This is a genomic window from Danxiaibacter flavus, assembly GCF_041060425.1.
Classification (GTDB): Bacteria; Bacteroidota; Bacteroidia; order Chitinophagales; family Chitinophagaceae; genus Danxiaibacter; species Danxiaibacter flavus.
The window spans coordinates 405933-425573 of sequence record NZ_JAULBC010000001.1 but is presented as its reverse complement, the minus strand read 5'-3'; the positions used below and the strand labels follow the sequence as shown (position 1 = coordinate 425573).

Here is a 19641-nt window from a genome sequence, read left to right as displayed (position 1 = left end):
ATGCATCTTAAAAAAATACTCGCGATCGCCTTAGTGTTGGCTAGCCACAGCATTGGCTGGTCGCAAAGCAAATTGCCCAATTTCATCATTATTCTTGCAGATGACCTCGGCTACGGCGATCTCGGGTCTTTTGGTCACCCTACTATACGAACACCCAACCTGGATAAGCTGGCAATCGAAGGCACCCGTTTTACACAATTTTATGTGGCAGCCAATGTGTGCAGCCCCAGCAGAGCCGGACTGTTGACAGGAAGGTTGCCGGTAAGAAATGGCATGTATGGAAAGAATGTTGTCTTCCGAACCAACTCAGCCAACGGACTGCCCCTTGACGAAGTAACTATAGCCGAGGCGCTTAAAACCAGAGGTTATCATACAGGCATTATTGGAAAATGGCATCTGGGACATTTACCGCAATATATTCCGACCAAACAGGGATTTGACTATTGGTTCGGAACGCCATACTCCAACGATATGGGTAAAGTGTTTACAACCGATACAACAAGAGAAGATATTAAAAGACTGACGGCTTCAATTAAAAATCCACCATTACCACTATTTAAGAACGACCAGGTAATTGAAGAAGAGCCGGATCAAACCCTGCTTACCAAACGTTATACAAGCGAAGCTGTAAACTTTATAAAAGAGAACAAAGACAAACCTTTCTTTCTTTATTATCCAAGCAACTTCCCGCATACACCATTGTATGCATCGAGTGATTTTAAAGGCAAAAGCAAAAGAGGACTTTATGGTGATGTTGTTGAAGAGCTGGACTGGAGCGTAGGCAAAATAATATCAACTCTGAAAGAGTTAAAACTAGACAAAAACACGTTTGTCATCTTTCTGAGTGATAACGGCCCCTGGCTTATACAAAAAGATCACGGAGGTTCTGCAGGATTGCTTTTTGAAGGAAAAGGATCTACTTATGAAGGCGGCATGCGCGTGCCTGCCATTGCATGGTGGCCCGGCAAGGTGAAAGCCAATGCAATCTCAACCGAACTGGCAACAAGCCTTGATCTTTTCCCTACCATTCTTCAATGGGCGGGAGTACAAGCGCCGACAGACAGACCTTATGATGGCGTTAATATTTCCGGGCTACTCACAGGAGAAAGTAAAAACGTAAGAAATATTATTTATTACTATGAAAGCAATAATCTTTACGCTATCCGTAAGGGATCATGGAAGGCACATTTTACTACGCATCCATCCTATTCACCTGTTGCACCGGAAAAGCATGAGACGCCGCTGCTTTATAATCTCGACAATGATCCATCCGAAAAATATGATGTAAGCAAACTTCATCCGGATATTGTTGAGGACCTGAAAAAAGAATATGAAAAGCAGATTGCAACGGTTGTGCCTGCGCCACCATTGTTTGATGCTGTTGTAGGAAAATAACTTAAAAAAACTGCGAGGTCAATGCCTCGCAGTTTTTTTTGTAGTAGTTTATTTTATAAACAGATTATATTATAATTAAATTAAAGTCGCCGGAGGCGACATAGTAAGATCACGAAGCCTGGAAGTTTCGCGGGAGCATTCAAACAATTGCGATGCGCTCTGCGAAGCTTCTAAGCCTCCCCAACTTACTTTATCGCCTCCGGCGATTATTAACAACAACTTTCTATAAATACGAAGGAGACGGCTTTCGCCGCCTCCATTCTTTCCTCTTCAAAAAAAAACAAGACAAAACAGAATTAAAATATTTATTGATAAAATATACGCGTCATTAAGATGTCAGAATAATTGAGCCTGTTACACTCAAGTACTTCGTACTTACCATGTCGTGCTTTTAAAATAGCTCGCGTATTGATCATTCCTGGTCTGGCTGATCCGCACATATTGCATTCCGTTTTGCTCTTCAAGCGAATAATAAAAGGTGGATACATTTAATTCGTCCGGCTTGGCAGCACGATCAAAATTGCGGTTTGAAGCGCAGGTATAGAAGCCTTTAAAATGACCTTCAGTTGGATGTACTTCAAAAGAATTTTCTGCCGTGTTAAACTTAATGGTCCCTTTGAAGTACGACAAACCATCTGTTGCACAGCCATTATAATCTTTGGTTCTCCCAATATAAAAGAACTCATAACGGCTACCAGGCAAAAAATTAAAGGCCACAGATTGTTCAAACGGATTACCCTGATAACTCCCGTCATAGGCCCAATAACTCGCCATTGCAAAATTTCCGTGTAACCATTTCCCCTGGAGAAAGGCGGGCGTGGGAGCTCCGGATCCATTGTCACCGCCGGAGGGAGCGGTTGTTTCTTTTTTCTGGCAGGCGCCTAAAAATACCACCACACAAAGCACGAGGCTTAGAGCTGTCTTCTTCATTTTCTATTTTTTAAGGTTTAGTATTGAACAGGGTTTAATACCCTGGTGTTTTAAATGCGGCGTAAAATTAGCACGGGCATCACTAACGTACAACGCACTTATGTATGAACGGAGTTTTTCAGCGTATCAATTGCGGGCTAAAACGGATGAGCAAATTATTTGCCCATCCATTTTTTAAAATCAGCCACTTTTTCGCGGCTTACAATTGCTTCTTTCTCTACAGCAGGCTTCACGTTCAATAACAACCTGTTGCCGAAGTAATCATGAATCTGTTCTACGCTGTTAATAGACACGTAAAATGAACGGCTTATGCGGAAATACTTTTGCTTATCCAGCATATCTTCCAGCTCATCCATCGTATAATCAACAACATATTTCTTGTTATCGAAAGTCTTGAAGAAATTAAGTCTTCCATCGCTGAAGAAGAATGCAATCTCTTCAACATCTACTGATACCAACCGTTGCCCACTTTTCACGAGAAAACGTTTACGGTATTCCTTCGGTTGCAATTTTTGTTTAATCTCCTGCACGATACTATCAACATTTACCGATGCAGTGTTCTCCGCGTAAAGCGTTTTTAGCTGCCTGTATTTCAGCAAGGCTTTGTCGAGATCTTCTTTTTGAATAGGTTTCAGCAGATAATCAACGCTGTTCACTTTAAATGCCTTCAGTGCAAATTCATCGTAAGAGGTTGTAAATATCACCGGACTTTTAACATCCAACCGGCTAAAGATCTCAAAACTCTGTCCATCAGAAAGCTCTACATCCATCAGAATCAGATCAGGAGAAGGGTTGTTACGCAGCCATTCCACGCTGGTCTTAATGCTATCTGTTACGCCCACCACTTCTGCGTCCGCATCCACATCAGCCAGTGTTTTACGTATCTTCTTTACAGCAAGGTCTTCATCTTCTACAATCAAAATTTTCATACATTACATTTTTACCTGGTTAAACTTTTTCTTGTCCAGTTTATGTTTCATCGCCTGTCCGGATTCTTCTTTTTCTAAAGAGATCAGGGGTAATGCTACTTTAAAACGTTCACCGTCATCCATTACGGAAAAACCGGTCTTCTTCAACAGTTCATATTTTGCTTTTATAGTTTTTAATCCAATATTGTGGGAAACAGCTTTGATTATTTTACGCTGCAGATTGTTTTCCACCATCAACTTTTCATCTTCAACAAAAACCTCAATTTCCAGTGGCTGATGTTTTGAAATAATATTGTGCTTTACTGCATTTTCAATCAACAATTGCAGGCTTAAGGAAGGAATTAAATGATGCCTGTATTTGGCCTCAACATCTACGTGTAACTCAATGGCACTTCCGTATCGTGTTTTCAAAAGACTGAAGAATGATTCAATAAATGCCAATTCCTTTTCAAGTGTGGTTAGCTTTTCTTCGATATTATTCAGCAAGTAGCGATATACCTTACTCAACTCATTCAAAAACGCATCAGCCTGCCCGGGATCTTCCGTAATCAGCGACGAAAGGGTATTGAAGCAATTAAATAAAAAATGTGGATTCACCTGGTTTTTCAGTGTTTCAAACTCCTGTTCAATTGCCAATTGTTGCACCTGCTCTTTCTCCTTCATGCTTTCCTTATACTTCTTAAGCGAGTATTCAGATTCCCACAAAGTTGTAGCAATAGCTGTCAGTGCAATCGCCATGTAAAACGCGAGCCGTAGGTTATCCTCATTTAACTTATAACCTAGAAAATTGTACCTGTCGTAGCCATAGAACAACATGGCAAAGGTGAGAAATATGAGACTGATATGCAGCGGAACAAGTATGGCAACTCTTAACGTTGTTTGATTCAACTGCGGATATTTAACGCGGAGCCAGTGCATAGATAGTACGTGCAAATACCAGGAACAAAAGCCCTGCACAAAAACCAGCGTTCCGGAGTACAGCCAAATGTCCGGCTCCCACCATAACCGCTCGCCAAACAAAAGGTAATTCAGCAGCAGATCGATGACCGGCATCAGAACAATGAATGATATCCATTCAACACGGGAAGGTTTCATCCAGCTTTTCATCTTTTCTTTCTTTATACAGCAATACTCATTTCGTTCTTATTCAACAAAGGCAACCGTATGGTGCGGCAATCAATCGAGTGATTCACGAACATTGTTTGTCTTGTGAGCAATCTTATCTTGTTGGTGATATTTATTAACCCTTCACTATCCTGCACACTCTCCTCTCCTTCTCTTTCGTGAATACTGTTACTAATTTCAAGCCATCCATTGTGTAAAGTCGTTATACTTATGTACAGCGGAACATCTTTGGATATTACATTTCCGCCTATTGTATTTTCCAGCAGCAACTGTAAAGTAAAAGGCGGCAGATACCAATCCTCGTGTTCACGTAATACATCTACATCCAGATGAAAAGCGTCACCATACCGCTCTTTAAGAAGATAGTAATACGATTGCAAAAATTGTAATTCAGTTGTAAGCGTAACGAGGTGCTCGTGCTGACTGCTGAGCATGTAAGAAAACACCTTACTCATTTCATTCAGGAACTGCTCGGCTTTTTCTGTATTCTCATTAATAAGGCTTGACAAAGAATTGAAACTGTTAAAAAGAAAGTGAGGATTTAACTGCCCTTTTAATCCAAGCAATTTTCCTTTTACATATTCCTTTCTTAACTGATCGGTCTCTACAAAAGTGATTCTCCATTTTTCAAAAGCGGAAACACCTTCATGCAGGAATGTTACAAACACGTTTATAAGAAAACCAAACAACAATGACCACAGGTAACTTTTCAGAGATAAAGGTTTAGGTGTTAAATGTAACTGGTTATATAACCAGAAGATAAGCGTGATAACAACATCTGTTATGAAGACAAAACATATAATAGAAGTACACAACCGCTGCGCTGTTTTGGACCCTGTAGGAAATTTGTCGCGAAAATAAATTGCAATACGTGTGAACAATTGCCACATTGACCCTATCAATAAAAAGATGATCATACTGCCAAGCAAAAAGTTCTTAAGGCTTGAAAAATATGTCTTCTTTAAAAGAACCATGTTAAGTACTATAACAATAATGGGCATTACACAGAGAAAGATCCATTTATCCTGCCGGGTGTACTGGGGTAATTTTATGCGATGTTGAAATAAGCTAGCCATTCTATCATGGGTTGTATTAACAAGTTAGTGCATTTTTACATGTCACGAACAGAAACAACGCATCAATTGAGCATTTATGGGGATGAACTGTGCACTGGCAGCGTTTTGGCCCAGGTATAGGGTGTGAGGGATAAGGAGTGAGGTATAAGGCGTGAGGCGTAAGGTTAAAATGCAAACTCCCTGCCTGAATGAATAAACGCGAATCTGATTTAAGTAGATCAGACATCGAAAAACCGCGGATCGGCGATTTACCTGAACAGGATAACGCCCCTTTAGAGTAAAAAACACACCAGGCTTATGTGAAAAATCACACACTCAAAAAAGATTAATCACACCTGAAACCCTTTACCAGTAAGGATTTCAACAATTCCTACATAATATATGCAATTCATACCGCACTTTTCACCATTCATACGTTATGTACTTTTCACATGATGTCCCGCGTGCTAGCTTTGCGTCATCAATCGAACTAAACCCTACATTTTCAAACCAGACCCTTTAAAGAACTGGTAACGGATGAGTGAGAGGGCGCAAAAAGAGAAATCTTTATTTCACTCATCCCTAAACAAGATCAACCCGAACTTAAAAAATAAAAAGACCCTGGATGCGAAAAAACTGAGCGAGACACCGGAAACCTTAAACCCTGAGATGGAACAATAAGTGGCTCAGTTTTCTCTCTCCGGAAACCATTGAAAAACGAACGAAGAACAGATGATAAAAGATACAATTGAACGGGACTAAACGCGGACAAATTCGACCCAAACCTAAAAAAAGCGATGAATAAGAATTGGGATATTCAACCGGCACTTAAAAAACTAAATCCTGAACCTCCGGAACAAAGTATCCCTTTTTCAACCCTAAGCACTGTAAAATTCGATGCAGTCAACACTAAACCTTATTTAACGTAGAAATTATTTTGAAAACGAAAGAACGGAAATAGCAACGAAAGAAGACATCAACCCTAACCTAAAAAACATGTTGGATGAAAAATGAGATGAAAGCCGGGTAGCCCTAACCCTTCAACCGGCAAAGACAATCTCAGATTTATTATCCGAACCATTAAAAAACGTTAACCAAACAACACTAAACACCTGTATGATCAAGAAAATTTTCAAGTGGACCGGAATCGTATTGCTTATGCTGATTCTGATCATTGCAATCCTAACCGTTACGAGGCAAAATGTTCACTACGACGCTCCTTACCCCGCAATTCATGCAAGCAAAGACAGCACAATTATTGCGACCGGAAAGAACCTGGTTTTTGGGCCAGCACACTGTGCCGACTGCCACAGTAAATCAAATTCAGATTCATTGATAAAACTTGGACAGGAAGTACCACTTTCAGGTGGCGTAGTATTCGACCTTCCTTTCGGTAAAATATACACAAGGAATATTACCTCTGATAAAACTACAGGCATAGGCAACTTTAAAGACGAAGAAATTGCACGTGCCTTACGTTATGGCGTACATCCCAACGGTACTGTCATGTACGACTTTATGCCGTTTCATAATATGAGTGATGAAGATCTTACCGCGGTAATATCTTATTTACGCACATTAAAACCGGTAAGCAACAAGGTTCCCGATCATGATCTGAATGTAATGGGTAATATGATTAAGGCTTTTTTGATCAAGCCTGTTGGACCAGCGGGTGAAGTGCTGAAGCAAATTAAGAAAGACACCAGCGCTGAATATGGTAAATACCTGGCGATAAATGTAGCCAATTGTAATGGTTGCCACACGATGAGAGATGGGATTGGTAGATTTGTAGGAGAACCATTCGCCGGCGGCGGACCAATGGGGCCTGATCCGAAGATGCAACTTTCACCGCCAAACCTCACACCCGATTCAACCGGAAGAATCTCTGACTGGAGCCAGGAAGATTTTATCAGCCGATTCAGAGAAGGAAAGAAAATTTCTTACAGCGAGATGCCCTGGAACTCTTTTAAACGCATGAGCGACACTGAGCTAAAAGCAATATATACTTTCTTACGTACCGTAAAACCTGCAAAAACGTCTAAGCAGTCGTGAAGAAGCAAGCTTAAAGCCCAAAGCTTAAAGCCTAAAACCGAGTTGTACGTTATAAGTTATACGTTGTACGTTTATTGAGAAGAAGAAAGCTTAAAACCCAAAGCTTAAAGCCTAAAACTGATGGAGGAGTTGTACGTTGTACGTTTATTCCAATCTATTATTAACTAAAAACACAAATGAAGCCAGCCCAAAGTTCTAAGCTTTGGGCTTTAGGCTTTAAGCTTGTTTTTATAGCGCTTCAATTACTCTTACACCGGCATCTTTCTCAGCGGAAGTTAGTGATGAGGCTTTACCTTCAGCGATATCTTTGCTCCATTGGATGAGTTTATTCTCAGGGAATGCTTTTAACTGATCGTTGAGCCATTGCAATCCTTTCTCTTTCTCACCTAGTTTTTCATATGCCCAGGCGGTAATGATTGCGTTGGATGGCATAAAATTGCGCACGGTATTATCCACCTTTGGCTCGAATGAAGTTATTTTTTGCAATAAAGCAGTTGCATCATTCTTTTTGCCGGTATTGGTGAGACAGAGATAAGTCAACCAATCTTCCAGTCTTACATCAATGTCAGCGTCGTAAGGTTTACCAACACCAAGGTTTTCGGGGAATTCTTTTGCCTTATTTACAAATATCAATGCCTGTTTGTATTTCTTTTCCTTAATCAATTGCACGGCCTGCATCAGCTTAGCCTCACGATATAGTTCACGCCCTTCTGTCGCCCCTTCAAATGGAATCACATTCAACTTAGTAAGAATGTCATCGGCGGCAGCATACTGTTTGTTTAGCAGCAAGGTTTTGGCATAAAGCATGCCCATGATATACTGGTTTGGATCTGCTTTATAATAAGCAGAAGTAACAGCAAGTGCCTTTTCATATTCCTGGCGGGCGATATAATATTCGGCTAAAAGCTTCTGGTATCTCCAGTGCGCATCAAGGCTTGCTGCTTTTTGCAAGTCGGCAAGACTTTGTGCTGCATCTGCGTCTTTAATAACTCCTGCACGAACAACATAAAACGGCGCAAAAGAAGGCTCTCTGCCACAAGCAGCCAGCAACTTCTTACATTCATCAATTCTGTTCCTGTCTTTATAAATAAGTGCCAAATGATATTTTAGCAGCCAGTCATTTTGATTTTTCAGAAGATCTTCCAAAACTGCTGCAGTTTCAGACCTGAAAGGAAATGCGAGATTAGGATTGATATTTCCGGCATCTACTTTTTTCCCGGTCAAATATGCCAACCAGTAGCTGGCTTCCGCAGAAGCAGGTGACAACGTGAATACCTGCTTAGCTTCCTCAATACAACCCACGTTATAATACCAAACAGCCAGTTCAGCAAATGTTTCCTGCGGCAATTCATTTCTTATGGAGTTTACAAAATTTGCCTTGTTGTCGCTCGTAGGCTGCAAAAGATATTTTTCAAAAGAAGCGAAATGGTTTAATGGGTCGTATCCCAAAATGGTGGATAACACTTCATTTTCCTTTTCCTTATTATTTAGCTGACGGAATATTACTGCCTGCATTTGTAATGCATCAATATTAAACCTGTTGTAATCAACAGCTCTTATTGCATACATCAATGCTTTATCAGCATTCTTTTCTTTCAGGTAGACTTTAGCCAATGCAGTATATGCTGCACTGCGGTATTCTGGCGATAACGCAGCAATATCAAAACCATCTTTTGCATCAACTACATTACCGAGTTGCGCGTTGACCAACCCATAATAATAATTTGCATCGCCAGCATGCGTATCAATACTTAAGGCACGTTTAGCCAGTTCAAGCGCTTCAGTATACCGCATGTTACGGAAGAGCAATTCCGCCATCTTCACAAGAGCTGGAAGATAGTTGTGATCTTTTTCAAGCGACTTCTTCAATTTTTCTTCTGCCGCAGGAAACATTTTTTGATCCATCAATTCCTTGCCTTGCAGAAACAAACCATACGCACTGTTCCAGTCGAAGTCCTTTGGCGTGTCTACCGGTCTGCTTAACACGTTTGCTTCAGGGGCTGATTCGTAAACCAGTTTAGTGCCACCAAGCGTTGCAACCAGTTTATTTTCATTCGCCGAAATCTTTATTGAATCCACAAATACTTTCAAGGGAGAAAGCTGAACTACTTTATTATAAATGAGGTTGTCACCATCCTTCACCTGCAACGTGTCATTAATTGTCTGCACCGGGGAAAAGTAAATTTTCAGCCAGCCATTTTCATGTTTTAAGTTTAACGCACCGTATTCATTGGCTTCAACAAACCCTTTTGTATGTAGTACGGGATACCAGTACTCTGTCCATACATCTGTTGCATAAGGAGAAAAACTGCGGTGCTTAAATGGCGTGAACGTGCTGTTCTCCGCATTCTGATTGAACAATCTGCCGGACTGCACTTCCACATACTGACCATCAGTATCTGTCAGCAATTTATCCCAGATCATTCCCTGGCGGGATAAGCCCCAGATCCAGATCTTCTTTCCTGCTTTATCGTCATGCGTTCCATAACGAGCCATTCCAAAATCATCATCATGCCAGTAAGCGCCAAAGAAGTCGGTATATTTTCCGAATACGTGATACGATTTATAACCGCCGAAATTATTTTCTTCGTAGAAATTGATCTTTTTACCATTCGCTTTATTCACAGGCCAATCAGCGTATTCACCTCCGTGCCCGATATACTTCGTTCCCAGATAAATGAATTCAAGATTGCCTGCAGCCTTAATACCTCCATTCATCCAGTGATAATAAGGTTGCTCGAGCGGTGTGGAGTTATACCAGAAAGATTTTGTAGAAAAATAAGCTTTGTCTTTGGGCAGGTTTATCTCCATGCGCCAATTGCTGCGGGTGAGCAGATCCAGCACACCAATAATGCAACTAACACTTCCATCTGCATTGGTACGCGTAACATAATCAACAGGCGTTGCACAGTTGGGTGTATGACCTATTATGCCATAGTTCGCTTCAAGCCCGCCACTTGTCCACGGGCCACGCATGGCAACATCACGAAATTTGATCGCATGATTATAATAGAAGAAAGGCTGGCCGGTAGATTTTTCTATCGCTGCCCAAATCTTGCCTCCTATCTCAGGTAATATCATCACTTTGATATAATCGTTTTCCAATTCAACAACTTTCCATTCTTTCTGAACAGCTTTATCAGTAAATCCATCATACCTGAAATATGGGTATACATGATTAAGCAATGGAATTGGATTGGGATCCGAGAACGGATAAGTCGTAAAAGCTTTTTTGTATTCTTTTACCGTTGAAGCATGCTGAGCAGCAACTTGCATAAAGCCGCAACACGTTAGCCAAAAGACAATTAGTTTTCTCATTGAAACTTGTTTTACATAAGGCACAGCCTTACAAAGCAACCACTAAGCTATATAAATACAGGAAAGCAAATCGCTGAAAAAGCCTGTTTTTGCTCATTTTCTGCAAATTCACGCAAACGTTTGAGTCAAAAATGCAAACGTTTGATATTTGATTTTCCCAAAATTCAATGTTCTGACCAAAAATTTGTAAAAAATTAAACTTCTATTTTACGACGGTTAGCATACATCTATTTTAAGAAAAAACCACAACAGCAATGAGAAACGTCATGAAGCTACTATGCTTGTTGATTGCTATTGTTTCGCTTAACAGCCTGCACGCGCAAACAACAGCAACCAGGGATGTAACCGGAACGGTGACAGACAGCAAGGGCAATCCGTTACCAGGTGTTACAATTCAGTTAAAGGGTAGTAAAACGATTGTTACTACCAACGAACAGGGCAAATTCACTATTAAAGCCCCTACTTCCAAAACAACCTTATCCGCATCTTACGTTGGTTTTGCGGATCAGGACATATCAGTAACCGGCAATTCAACCATAGCCATCACACTTGTTGAAGCGAACCAGAAACTGGAAGATGTGGTTGTTGTTGGTTATGGTACCCAGAAGAAAAAAGACCTTACCGGTTCTATTGCTTCTGTATCACATGATCAATTAAACCTTGGTGGTGTTACCTCTAATGCTGCACAAGCCATACAGGGCCGTGCCTCAGGAGTTCAGGTGAGCCAGACGAGTGCGGCTCCGGGTGGTCAGACAACTATTCGCATCCGCGGTGGAAACTCAATCAAATCTACCAACGAGCCATTGTACATCGTCGATGGGTTTCCTTCCGAAACTGGGATAGACATTAACCCAGGCGATATTGAAGATATCCAGGTATTAAAAGATGCATCTGCAACCGCCATCTATGGATCTCGCGGTGCAAACGGTGTTATCATGATCACTACCAAAAGAGGTAAAGCAGGCAAAACAATTGTCTCTTATGAGGGATACTATGGTATGCAGAATTTTACCAAGGAACCTGCGAAGATGACGGGCAAACAATTTATGGATGTTACCAATGCAAAAGCTGCTGAACAAGGTAATCCTCCGGAATATTCTGATGCAGAACTGAACAGCGGTGTAAATACGGATTGGTTTAAACTCGGCACTCAAACTGGCCGTCTTCAAAACCATGATATAAACATCAGGGCTGGCAGCGAAAAAACACGCATCTCAATCTCCGGCAACTATTTTGGGCAGGACGGTATCCTAAAGCATACCAACTTCAACCGTTATAGCGGCCGCGTGAATGTTGACCAGGATGTAAGCAAGGATTTTAAAGTAGGCGCAAATATCTATAGCTCACGCTCTAATTCTGACTACAAAACTTACGACGGAAATATTGTGCCATCAAACGTTGTTTACGGAATTCTGAATGGTTCACCTGCCATTAAACCTTACAACGATGACGGTACTTACTACAGACGCAAGGGAAGGGATAACCCGTTGGCCTGGCTATTAGAGCCAACCAACGACAGGTTCATCAATAAATTAAGCGCAAACGCTTATGGTGAATACCAGTTTATTGAAGGACTTTCTTTAAGACTGAATATAGGAACTGAGCAGGTGACTACTAAAGAAGGTACATACATCCCTACTACGTTGGTAGATGGTGAAAAAGTAAAAGGTAAAGCAAGCATCAATAACCTGCAGGCTACACGTAATTTGTTGGAGACTTATTTCACCTACAAGAAAAAGATAGCCGGCTTTCATAACATAAATGCAATGGCGGGCTTTTCCATGCAGAAAGATCTTTCCGACGCCAATTACACACAGGTGCAGAAGTTTACTTCAGATCAATACCTCTATAATAACCTGGGTGGTGGAGCAGAGCGCATTGCATCAACAAGCTCAAAGATTGAGACCAAGATGGCTTCTTTCTTTGGCCGTTTAAACTATAGCTACAAAGACAAATATCTTGCTACATTCACTTTGAGGGCAGATGGATCCAGCAACTTTGCAGAGAGTCACAGATGGGGCTACTTCCCTTCAGGTTCACTAGCATGGAGGTTAAGTGATGAAAGCTTCATTAGAGACATGAATGTGTTCTCTAACCTTAAGCTGAGAGCGAGCTATGGCATAACCGGTAATGACCGTATTCCTCCTTACTCTTACATGGCAACGTTTGGTCCAACCAACGTTACACTCGATGGTGATAACAGTTATGGCGGTATTGTTGCTACTCGTGCAGCTAACCCTGACCTTAAATGGGAAAGCACTGCTCAATTCAACGTTGGTCTTGATATGGGCTTTGCTAACGGCCGCATCAACGCCACATTGGATTTCTATAAGAAGAAAACAAACGATCTGCTGTTAGACATTCCTATCGGTCAATGGTGGGGCTTTAGCTCACAAACAGTTAATGCCGGTTCAGTTCAAAACCAGGGCGTTGAATTATCTATCAACACAGAGAACATTAACACAAAAGACTTCAGATGGAACAGCTCATTTAACATTGCTTACAACAAACAAAAATGCGTAAACCTTGGAGGTCGTCCTTATATCATTACTCAAACTGCTAATCCTGACGGAAGCGTAGGTGCTGCTGACTTTACCAAACTGGAACCTGGCAAAGAACTAAGTACCATTTTCGGTTATGTGTATGATGGTGTGGTGAAAACAGGCGAAAAATACAATGCACAGCCAGCTTCTGTTGCCGGCGATCCTAAGTTTAAGGATTTGAATGGAGATGGCGTAATTGACGCAAATGACCGCGCTTATCTTGGCAACACTACTCCTCATTGGGTAGGTGGCTTTAACAATGATCTTGCGTATAAAGGTTTTGAGCTTGGTATCTTCTTCCAGGGAGCGCTTGGTTACAACCTGTACAACATGAACCGTTTGTTGCTGGAGACTTACACAGGTGTTGATGCATTGAACCGCTGGACTCCGCAGAACAACAATACCGATGTTCCGCGTGATGGTTATTTCGGTTCTAAATATGGTGGATACATCAACTCACGTTTTGTTGAGAATGCTTCCTATGTACGTTGTAAACTGATCACTTTAGGTTACAACCTGCCATGGACAAAAAATGTGATCAAGAACTTCAAGATCTATGTATCCATGCAGAATGCATTCACGATTACAAGCTATTCAGGAACAGATCCGGAAGTTAACACCAACGGAGCAGCAAGCACAGCAAGTGCCAACACCGCAAACATGGCGGCAGGTCTGGACTTCAACGCATTCCCTGCTTTCCGCACATTAACCTTCGGTGCTAAAATAACTTTCTAACACATTAAATGAAGAAAGAATGAAACTGGCAAAAATTATAATTCCATCCTTACTTATATTAAACGTATCCTGTAACAAGCTTGTAGAACCAAAGGTATACAGCTCGCTGACAGATCAGAATGCGTTTCAGACAAAAGACGATGCTGTTGCTGCGGTTAATGCGGTGTATGCGCGTTTGAAGCAACCATCCGGCGTTAGTGATTCTTATCAATACTATGCCGGCTACCAGATGACGATCACTGACTTCACAACAGATATCGGGCACTCCAGCCAGAAAGGCGATATCTCCTTGCTGTCAGATGCAAAATGGTCATCAACCAACAAGTACATTACGTTTGGCTGGCAGCACATGTACAAGCTGATCTCAGATGCAAACAATGCGCTGTATTACATTCCACAGATCGGAAAAATTACTGATGCAGAAAGAAAACAGTACACTTCTGAAGTAAGATTTCTGCGTGCTTTAAGCTATATGGACCTGACCGATGCATGGGGCCCTGTTGTTCTGATGACAGAAAAGGAGGTTGCAGCTCCTTCTTATGAATCAAAGCCTGCGGTAACACCTGTTGAAGAGATAGATCAATTCCTGATAACTGAATTAACAGAAGCTGCAGCAAACCTGCCTGTTAATTATGCAGGCAAGGAAATTTACCCAACCAACGATGTTGGGCGTGCCACAAAAGGCGCAGCGCTCACATTGCTTTGCAAGTTGCATATGCGCAGACATGAGTGGCAAAAAGCTGCTGATGTGGCAAAACAGGTAATGGATTTAAATCAGTATTCACTGTTTCCTACTTATGCTGGTTTATTCGCAGAAGATAACAAATGGTGTTCTGAATCAATCTTCTCATCACTGGCCAACGCGCTGAATGATGCAACAGAATTGATGAACCACTTTGGACCAATGATGAATCCTATAGTAACTGACAGATGGCAGTATTATGCGGTTTCCTGGTCATTCTGGAATTCGTATGCGAAGAATGATGACCGCCGTGAAATGTTCTTCTACGATTATACAGGCTCTGATGGATTGCATTATGTGCAGCCAATTCCGGGACAGCCAACGCCTCCCGCAGGCACTTATTACCTGCCGGATGTAGCAACGAAAAAATATGCTGACCCCGCAGGCTCCAAGACATACTATGATGGTCACGGTATTCCTATTTTGCGTTACGCAGATGTATTGCTTTGCAGAGCTGAAGCGCTGAATGAACTGAACGGTCCTAATGCCGAAAGCATTGACCTGATCAACCAGGTTAAAAACCGCTCTCATGCTACAGCACTGGGTAATGCCGGTTCTTTCTCAAAAGAAACATTGCGTGATGCTATTTTACAGGAACGTGGCTGGGAATTTTTCTTTGAATGCAAGCGCCGTGCTGACCTGATCCGTATGGATAAATACCAACAGGTTACCAACGCATATTTGCAATCAATTGGTAAAGATCCCGCTATCAATATTACTAAAAACAAATACTTTACTTATCCGCAAACGCAGGTGGATCTGAATCCAAACCTGAGCAATGCTGACAGACAGTAATGGAATTTTAAACGCTATATGGGTTAAAAGTTTCGGCTTTTAACCCATATCTTTAAAAATTGTGAGGATGACTACTATGAAAATATTGGGAATAAAAAACATCAATCTGCAAAAGGCCATCCCTTTTGTTTTTTTATTTTTACTGGGTTCCTGTACCAATGAATGCAAGAATAAAGTAACCGAAATTGGCCTGAGCGCTCCCGGCCGCAATACATTGAAAGTACAGGTTGATGTAAAAACAAGCGCCCCCATTGATACCTATATTGAGTACTGGAGAACGGATAGCGCAGCCCAAATATTCACGTCCACAGTTTCAAAACAAAACAGCAGTCACAGATTTGTTTTAACTAATCTACAGCCACAACAACGCTACGAGTACAGGGTGGTAACAAAAAAAGACGATTGCAGCGCAGAAAGTAAAACTTACAATTTTTCCACTCCGGCCTATCCTATGTGGTTCCAGGAGTTTTTCAAGATCATATGCCCGCAACCGGAAAAGCTTCCGGCCAGCTTTAAGGAAGGATCAATGCTGATCTACAGAAGAGACGAGCCCGGCATATTATTTCTCATCAATCACAAAGGCGATATCCGTTGGTATCACCAGGTAAATGGCACTGGTTTTAAGGTTGCTCATTTTACCCAAAACAAAACATTGTTATCCATTCTTGGTTCACATGAATATGAAACAAGTTATGGTAATGAAATCCTGGAAGTATCCCTTACAGGTGATACTTTATTACATCTAAAAAAAGGAATGAATGATTTTGAACAAACCATTCATCACGAAATATTATTAAATCCGGCTAACCAGGTAGTAACGTTATGTGTGGAGGAAAGAACTTTTGATCTTCGTTCGCGCGGTGGCGGAATTGCAGATACAGTTAAAGGCGATGGGATATTGGTGCTGGACAGGCAAGGCAAACAGGTGTTTAAATGGACAGTATTTGACGATGTTGATCCGCTTGCCGACAATGAGATTCTGAAAACAAAAAAAGACTGGATGCATGCCAACAGTGTAACGTTCGACAAAGATGGCAACTACCTGATCTCATTTTACAACAACGGACAGATCTGGAAGATAAATGCGAAGACTGGCAAACTCATGTGGAAGTTTGGCAAGAACGGTGATTTTGCCATGCCCGAAGATGGCATATTTGACCAGGCACACTGTGTTCACATTAATAACCGTGGCGAATTAATGTTTTTTGATAATGGCGTAAGCAAACGTCAATCCAGAACGCTGGCATTTAAGCTTGATGAAGCCAATAAACGCGCAGAAATTGCCATCAACACTAAATTGCCCACAGACATCTATAATGAGCGAATGGGCAGCTCTTATCTTTTAGAAAATAAATACCTCCTGCAATGCTGTTCCAAAAAGAACTCTGTGGTATTAACGGACATGAACGGCATTTACGTGTGGCTGCTACAAACAGGCTTGCTCCCTTACAGGGTAGAGTTTATTCCTAAAGAATTGCTGGAACCATACATTGTCAACTAGCGTAATCCATTGCGACAAACAAAAATAGAAAATGAAACCTTCTCTCAAATATTTGTTCTTCACATTTCTTAAAATTGGATCCACATCCTGGGGAGGCTTCATGTCGCTTATTTCTGTCATTCAGAAACAAATGGGTGAAAAGGATAAGACGATTGACCAGGAGACTATTGTTGAAGGCATCTCACTTGCGTCTGTACTTCCCGGCCCTGTAGCTGTTAATGTAGTTTCATTCATAGGTTACCGACTGCGAGGGATAAAAGGCGCTATTGCAAGCTTTGCAGGCATTCTCCTGCCATGTTTTATTTTTATGCTGGGTCTTTCATACATCTATCTCCGTTATGGAAATATCCCCGCGTTCACGCATTTTTTTCAAGGCGTGCTTCCTGCGGTTGCAGCGATCATTGTAAGTGTTGGCATTAGCCTGTGGAAAAAGAATGTTACAGACAAAACACAAACAGCTATCGCAATAGTTGCGTTTATTGCGACTGCTTTTTCAAAATCATACTTAACCACTTTACTCCTTATTGCATGTAGTGGTTTCACTGGTTGGTTAGTGTATCGCAATGCGCAACCGGAAAAAACTTCCAACGCAAAAAGTGATAGACTACCTGTATTGAGAAGCACGATCGTGCCTTTGGTAATATTGGCAGTCTGTGCATTGGCAATCTTTGCTATAATACAATTTACATCGCCGGTTACAACTGACAAGCTATTGCTTTCCAAACAAATTCTTTTCACGTTTTCCGGCATTAGTTTAACTCAATTTGGTGGAGGCTATGTTGTAATTCCATCCATGCAGAAAATTATTGTTGATGGAATGCATTGGCTGAATACAAAAGAATTTACCGATGCAATTGCAATGGGACAAATTACGCCGGGACCAATATTTATCAGCGCTACTTTTATTGGCTTTAAATTGCAGGGATTGTGGGGAGCCATATTGGCAACACTGTCCATTTTTATACCAGCTTCTGCTTTAATGATTTTCTGTTCGCACTTTATTACTTACATCAGAAACTCCGCTGTTATAAAAAGCATTTTTAAAGGACTTAGTCCCGCTGTTACGGGAATGATAATGGCGGCATCCGTTACAATTCTGCGCAGCACAGAATCAACATTATTGATTTCATTAATCTTATTCATAGCATCACTGTTTACCGTAATACGTTTTAAGATGAATCCCGTTTATCTTATACCGCTGGCGGGCATAGCAGGCTTAATCATTTTTAATTTTTAGATCATGCGTTTTACAGCAATACAAATGATAGGCACACAGCGTTCAGGCTCTAACCTTCTGCGTTTAATGCTTAACCAGTTGAAAGAACTTTCGGCTCCGCATCCACCGCACATATTGGAACGCTTTATGCCCTTGCTACCGGTTTACGGAGATTTGACTATTGAGCAAAACTTTGCCCAACTGGTGGATGATGTGTGCAGGCTGGTTGAATACAACCCCGTGCCATGGACCGGCGTTGACCTGAATCGCGATGAAATTATTAATCGTTGCAACCAGCCATTGCTTACAGAAATAACAAGGGTGATCTATGAACTAAAAGCTGAAAGCGAAAATGCTTCGGCCTGGATGTGTAAAAGCATGGCAAATATTCACTACACAGATGAATTGGAAAGCAGTGGTCTAAAACCTTTGTACCTCCACCTGTACCGCGACGGACGGGATGTTGCATGTTCTTTTAAAAAAGCGATTGTCGGAGAAAAACACATTTATTACATTGCACAGCAATGGAAAATTGAGCAGGATCTTTCCCTTCAATTGGTTGAACGTATAGGCCGGCATCGGGTGATCCAAATCCGGTATGAAGATCTTATTGCAAATGCGGAAGGTGAAATGCGCCGGTTATGCGAATTTATCGGAATTTCTTACGATGAATCGGCCATGCAATACCACCAATCAAACGAAGCAAAAAACACTGCTTTATCCGGCGCTATGTGGCAAAACGTAGAAAAACCTGTTATCGCCACCAATTTCAATAAATACAAGAAAGAGTTACAGCCGGAAGAAATCAGGCTTTTTGAGGCAGTTGCCGGGGATACCTTATTAAATCTTGGTTATTCACTCGACTACCCGGACCAAACGATCCGCAAATTCACCAAGGACGAAATTGCACTTTTCAAAGCCCGGAACAAACAAATGAAAGATGATTCCAGGGCAAATCAAAAGCCAGAGGATATTGAAAAACGAAAAAACCAGGACGCATTTCTCAATCAATTAAAGCACCGTCTTTCACAAATTGAGACGGCTGCGACTGTGTAAACCCGAGCTCCTAATTTCACTTCTGTAGAAAATAACTACCATTTTTTGTCGGATTACTGTAATTTAAAGCCGGTACCGCCCCTTGGTATATAAATTGTTTTTATAACTATCGACACTCCTTCAGGAACCGGAAGTTCCTGAAGGAAAGATGTTTGTATGCCGCACTCTTTTTACATAACTCTAAACAATAGTTTTGCAGAATCGTTAAATGAATAGGCCGTTAATAGCAGTAAAGACAGTGCAGGGAAA

The 19641-nt window shown here is 41.3% G+C and carries 12 protein-coding genes; 7 read left to right on the top strand and 5 right to left on the bottom strand.

Annotated elements, in window-relative coordinates:
- Positions 1-1395, top strand: a complete 1395-nt coding sequence (locus QTN47_RS01675) for a sulfatase family protein (protein ID WP_369327571.1) — start codon at positions 1-3, stop codon at positions 1393-1395.
- Positions 1396-1770: 375 nt separating this feature from the next.
- Here QTN47_RS01675 and QTN47_RS01670 read toward each other — a convergent pair whose 3' ends face one another.
- The 4 genes from QTN47_RS01670 to QTN47_RS01655 all read right to left on the bottom strand — a co-directional run bounded on the left by QTN47_RS01670 (position 1771) and on the right by QTN47_RS01655 (position 5455).
- On the bottom strand, positions 1771-2325 hold the full coding sequence (locus tag QTN47_RS01670; RefSeq protein ID WP_369327570.1) for a hypothetical protein: 555 nt from the start codon (positions 2323-2325) through the stop codon (positions 1771-1773).
- Between the two features lie 155 nt (positions 2326-2480).
- Positions 2481-3254: a LytR/AlgR family response regulator transcription factor gene (locus QTN47_RS01665; RefSeq protein WP_369327569.1), complete on the bottom strand. Its 774-nt coding sequence runs from the start codon at positions 3252-3254 to the stop codon at positions 2481-2483.
- Between the two features lie 3 nt (positions 3255-3257).
- Entirely contained in the window at positions 3258-4361 is a 1104-nt protein-coding gene (locus QTN47_RS01660) for a sensor histidine kinase (RefSeq protein WP_369327568.1), read from the bottom strand.
- A gap of 11 nt (positions 4362-4372) precedes the next feature.
- A complete protein-coding gene (locus QTN47_RS01655; RefSeq protein WP_369327567.1) occupies positions 4373-5455 on the bottom strand; it encodes a sensor histidine kinase in 1083 nt (360 codons plus the stop codon).
- Between the two features lie 1095 nt (positions 5456-6550).
- Between QTN47_RS01655 and QTN47_RS01650 the strand changes: the two genes are divergently transcribed.
- Positions 6551-7486 (top strand): c-type cytochrome, encoded by a 936-nt coding sequence (locus QTN47_RS01650; protein ID WP_369327566.1) that lies wholly within the window; start codon positions 6551-6553, stop codon positions 7484-7486.
- A gap of 228 nt (positions 7487-7714) precedes the next feature.
- Here the strand turns inward: QTN47_RS01650 and QTN47_RS01645 are convergent, their stop codons facing one another.
- Positions 7715-10804 (bottom strand): DUF5107 domain-containing protein, encoded by a 3090-nt coding sequence (locus tag QTN47_RS01645; RefSeq protein WP_369327565.1) that lies wholly within the window; start codon positions 10802-10804, stop codon positions 7715-7717.
- A 266-nt stretch (positions 10805-11070) separates the two neighbouring features.
- Here QTN47_RS01645 and QTN47_RS01640 point away from each other — a divergent pair, with 266 nt between their 5' ends.
- The 5 genes from QTN47_RS01640 to QTN47_RS01620 all read left to right on the top strand — a co-directional run bounded on the left by QTN47_RS01640 (position 11071) and on the right by QTN47_RS01620 (position 19392).
- Positions 11071-14082 carry a SusC/RagA family TonB-linked outer membrane protein gene (locus QTN47_RS01640; RefSeq protein WP_369327564.1) on the top strand — a complete coding sequence of 1004 codons (3012 nt, stop codon included), beginning with the start codon at positions 11071-11073 and terminating at the stop codon, positions 14080-14082.
- A 19-nt stretch (positions 14083-14101) separates the two neighbouring features.
- Positions 14102-15619, top strand: coding sequence for a RagB/SusD family nutrient uptake outer membrane protein (locus QTN47_RS01635; protein WP_369327563.1), 1518 nt, complete (start codon positions 14102-14104; stop codon positions 15617-15619).
- A gap of 67 nt (positions 15620-15686) precedes the next feature.
- On the top strand, positions 15687-17120 hold the full coding sequence (locus QTN47_RS01630; RefSeq protein WP_369327562.1) for an aryl-sulfate sulfotransferase: 1434 nt from the start codon (positions 15687-15689) through the stop codon (positions 17118-17120).
- A gap of 31 nt (positions 17121-17151) precedes the next feature.
- Positions 17152-18357, top strand: a complete 1206-nt coding sequence (gene chrA, locus QTN47_RS01625) for a chromate efflux transporter (protein ID WP_369327561.1) — start codon at positions 17152-17154, stop codon at positions 18355-18357.
- Between the two features lie 3 nt (positions 18358-18360).
- Positions 18361-19392: a sulfotransferase family protein gene (locus QTN47_RS01620; RefSeq protein ID WP_369327560.1), complete on the top strand. Its 1032-nt coding sequence runs from the start codon at positions 18361-18363 to the stop codon at positions 19390-19392.
- Positions 19393-19641: the final 249 nt, after the last annotated feature.